General features: G+C 63.9%; 3 protein-coding genes. All 3 read left to right on the plus strand.

Going from position 1 to position 3,589, the window contains the following annotated elements:
- Positions 1-271 precede the first annotated feature (271 nt).
- Positions 272-985: a thioesterase II family protein gene (locus QOC69_RS32460; protein WP_526446601.1), complete on the plus strand. Its 714-nt coding sequence runs from the start codon at positions 272-274 to the stop codon at positions 983-985.
- Between the two features lie 329 nt (positions 986-1,314).
- Positions 1,315-3,090 carry a fatty-acid--AMP ligase gene (locus QOC69_RS32465; protein ID WP_526446602.1) on the plus strand — a complete coding sequence of 592 codons (1,776 nt, stop codon included), beginning with the start codon at positions 1,315-1,317 and terminating at the stop codon, positions 3,088-3,090.
- Positions 3,087-3,589: acyl carrier protein (locus QOC69_RS32470; RefSeq protein WP_526446603.1), on the plus strand; the 503-nt coding region annotated here is incomplete at its 3' end. The genes QOC69_RS32465 and QOC69_RS32470, both read left to right, overlap by 4 nt.

Raw genomic sequence — 3,589 nt, forward strand, 5'->3', positions numbered from 1 at the left:
GCAGCGAATCCCAGTGCAGCGCCATCTCGGTCACCATAGGATTCGGGCCTATCGTAAGCGCGCGGCCGCTAGCGGAAATGCCAGCGTCACAACAAGATCGCGTACAACGCACGTAACGAACCAGCACACAACGGAATAGCCCAGGCGATGGTGTCGAAATCGCGCGCCAGTCGCACGAACGGAGCAGACCGACCACGCGGTAGGTGAGGTTGTACATCGCGCCCAGTTGGTTGAGCGGATGCGTTGGCGGTGTCGGCGGTACTGTGGGCGCGTGACGGGGCGCACGCCGAAGCTCTACATCTTCCCCCATGCCGGTGGATCGGCGCAGTTCTACGTGCCCTTCGCCAAGGCCTTCTCCAGCGACATCAAACGCATCGCGGTTCAGTATCCGGGACGGCGGGGTACTCACGACCTTGCGTCTTTCACCAGCATTCCCGACCTCGCCGATGGCGTGTGCGAGAAGCTCCCCCCGGCGGATCAATCCGACGGAGAGGTCGCTTTTTTCGGCCACAGCATGGGCGCCTTGGTGGCATTCGAAGTCGCCCGTCGGTTCGAAGCGGCGGGCAACCCCATTGCAGCCCTGTTCGTGTCCGCCTGTGCCGCACCGGGTCGAATCGGCTACGACCACATTCCGGAGTCCGACCGCGGCCTGCTCGATGCAGTGAGCGCGATGACCGGTGCGAATCCCGAGTTCCTGGAGAACGAGGAGTTCGCTGCGAAGATCCTGCCAACATTGCGGGGACTCAAGGCGATTGCGAACTACGAGTGTCCACCGGATGCGACCGTGTCGTGCCCCATCTTCGCGTTCGTAGGCGATGACGACGAAGTCGCCACCTACGACAAGGTAATGCCGTGGTCGCAGCGCACGGCGTCGGAATTCACAGCGCGGGTGTTCACCGGTCATCACTTCTATCTCAACGACCACTTACCGGAACTGGTCGGCGACGTCGAGGACAAAATCGCGTCGCACTGCAGAGGCTCGTAGTCACACAGACAGTTGGCGCCGCATTGCGACGCGATGTTGTGCGTCACAGCTACCGCCCAGCGGCAGGCCGCGTTGCTTTCCGTACCAAAGAATGCGATTACGGCAACGTAAAGCTCTAGTTACGCACGCAAACTGGGAAACCGGGAATAATTAGCCTTACGAGGAGGTTAACGGACCCCGCTTCACAAGACGCTCGTCCGGCGAGTTGGAGAAAGCGGTGTTAGCCTCGGTTCGAGGGAGCCGTGGCCCAGATCTCCATTTACCGGATACCGGTCGGCTTACCCGGTGGGGAGTGGCCAGTACGCGGCAAACCAAACGGAGGTTTCGTGATGCCGGTGGTTGACTCCATCCCAGCCATACTCGCCGAGCGTGCGCGGCAGCAGCCGGATGACGTGGCGTTCACGTTCATCGACTACGAGCTGGACCCCGCAGGGTTTGCCGAGCGTTTGACGTGGTCACAGGTGAATCGGAGAGCGCGGGTCGTCGCCGAGGAGTTGTTGGCTTACGGCTCGGCGGGGGATCGAGCAGCGATACTGGCTCCGCAGAGCTTGGATTACATCGTCGCCTTCCTTGGCGCGATGCATGCTGGTTTCATCGCGGTCCCGCTTTCGGTGCCGCAATTCGGTACGCACGACGAGCGGGTGTCGGGGGCGCTGCGTGACTGCTCGCCGGTGGTGATACTGACGACGTCTGCGGTCGTCGACGACGTGATGGCATATGCCGTGGCGCAGCCCGGCGGATTCGCGCCGGCGGTCGTAGAGATCGATGCGCTGGACTTCGATTCGCCACGGATGCTCGATGCGGATGTCGGCCCATGTCCGAAGGCGGCGTATCTGCAGTACACATCGGGGTCGACTCGCCAGCCGGCCGGTGTGGTGGTGTCGCATCGCAACGTCATCGCCAACCTCGAACAGGTATTCTCCGACTACTTCGAGGACCGCGGAAGCGTCCCACCGCCAGACATCACCTTTGTGTCGTGGCTGCCCTTATACCACGACATGGGGCTGATACAAGGGGTTTTCGCGCCGATGCTGGTCCCTGCCGGCGTCGCAGGCGGAACCGTCGGACGACCGGCAGTGCTGATGAGTCCGGTGTCGTTTCTGCAGAAGCCGGCCCGGTGGATGCAGTTGTTGGCGACCAATAGCCACACGTGGTCGGCGGCGCCGAACTTCGCGTTCGAGTTGGCGGGGCGACGAACGTCGGATGAGGACATGGCCGGGCTCGACCTGGGCGACGTGCTGGGGATCATCAGCGGAAGTGAACGCATTCACGCCGCGACCATCCGGCGGTTCGCTGAGCGGTTCTCGCGGTTCAACCTGCCCGACACCACGCTGCGGCCGTCGTACGGCCTGGCCGAGGCAACGCTGTACGTGGCGTCGGCGCCGGCGGGCCAGCCGCGGGCGACGGTGCGGTTCGACTATGAGAAGTTGGCCGCCGGACACGCGATGCGCTGCGGAACCGATTGTGGTTCGGAGCTGGTCAGCTACGGCGCGCCAAGATCATCGACGGTGCGCATCGTCGATCCCGACACCCGGATTGAAAACCCCTCGGGGAGGGTGGGGGAGATCTGGGTACACGGCGACAACGTCGCCGCCGGCTACTGGCGAAACCCCCAAGCTTCGGAGTCCACCTTTGGCGCCGTGCTGGTCGATCCGTCGCCGGGCACGCCGCAGGGGCCGTGGTTGCGTACCGGGGATCTGGGGGCAATGTCGGAGGGTGAGCTGTTCATCATTGGCCGGATCAAGGATCTGCTGATCGTGAACGGGCGCAACCACTATCCCGATGACATCGAGGCAACGATTCAGGAGATCACCGGCGGCCGGGTCGCGGCGATATCGATCCACGACGATCGCACGGAACAGCTGGTCGCGATCGTGGAACTGAAGAAGCGGGGGAGTTCCGACGAGGAGGCGCTGCACCGGCTGCGCACGGTGAAACAGGAAGTCACGTCGGCTATTTCCAAGTCGCACAGCGTGCGGGTCGCGGATCTGGTTCTGGTGTCGCCGGGTTCGATTCCGATCACGACCAGCGGAAAGGTGCGGCGTTCGGCCTGCGTGGAGCGCTACCGGCTGGACGAGTTCAGTCGTTTGGACGTTTCGGCATGAGTTCGGCCCTTGACGAGGGCGCGGTGCGCCGGTGGTTGGTCGACTATCTGGTGATGAACATCGGCTGCAGTCCCGATGACGTCGACGTGGATGCCTCGATGCACGATCTGGGTGTCGGTTCGGCCGACGTGGTGGTGCTCACCGGTGAGCTGTCGGAGCTGCTGGGTCGGGTGGTTTCGCCGGTGGAGTTCTGGCAGTACCCGACGATCGATGCGCTGGCGCGGTTTCTGACGGGGTCGGAGCCCGATGCCGCGCCCGAGGTGCTCGTGAGTGGCGAGCGAGGATCGATGGACGAGCCGATCGCCGTCATCGGTCTGGGATGCCGCTTCCCGGGTGACATAGCTGGCCCGGAATCGTTGTGGCAATTCCTGTGTGAGGGTCGCTCGGCGGTGGGGGAGGTCCCCGCGGGGCGGTGGGCGTGGGTCGATGACGGCTCACCGGAGGTGGCGGCGGCGCTGTCCGGTACCACGCGGTGGGGTTCGTTCTTGACCGGCGTGGA

Source organism: Mycobacterium sp. (genome assembly GCF_032162105.1).
Classification (GTDB): domain Bacteria; phylum Actinomycetota; class Actinomycetes; order Mycobacteriales; family Mycobacteriaceae; genus Mycobacterium.

Bases quoted from the DNA above. Each gene is read 5' to 3' on its own strand.
- QOC69_RS32465 (WP_526446602.1), top strand. From the start codon at position 1,315: ATGCCGGTGGTTGACTCCATCCCAGCCATACTCGCCGAGCGTGCGCGG.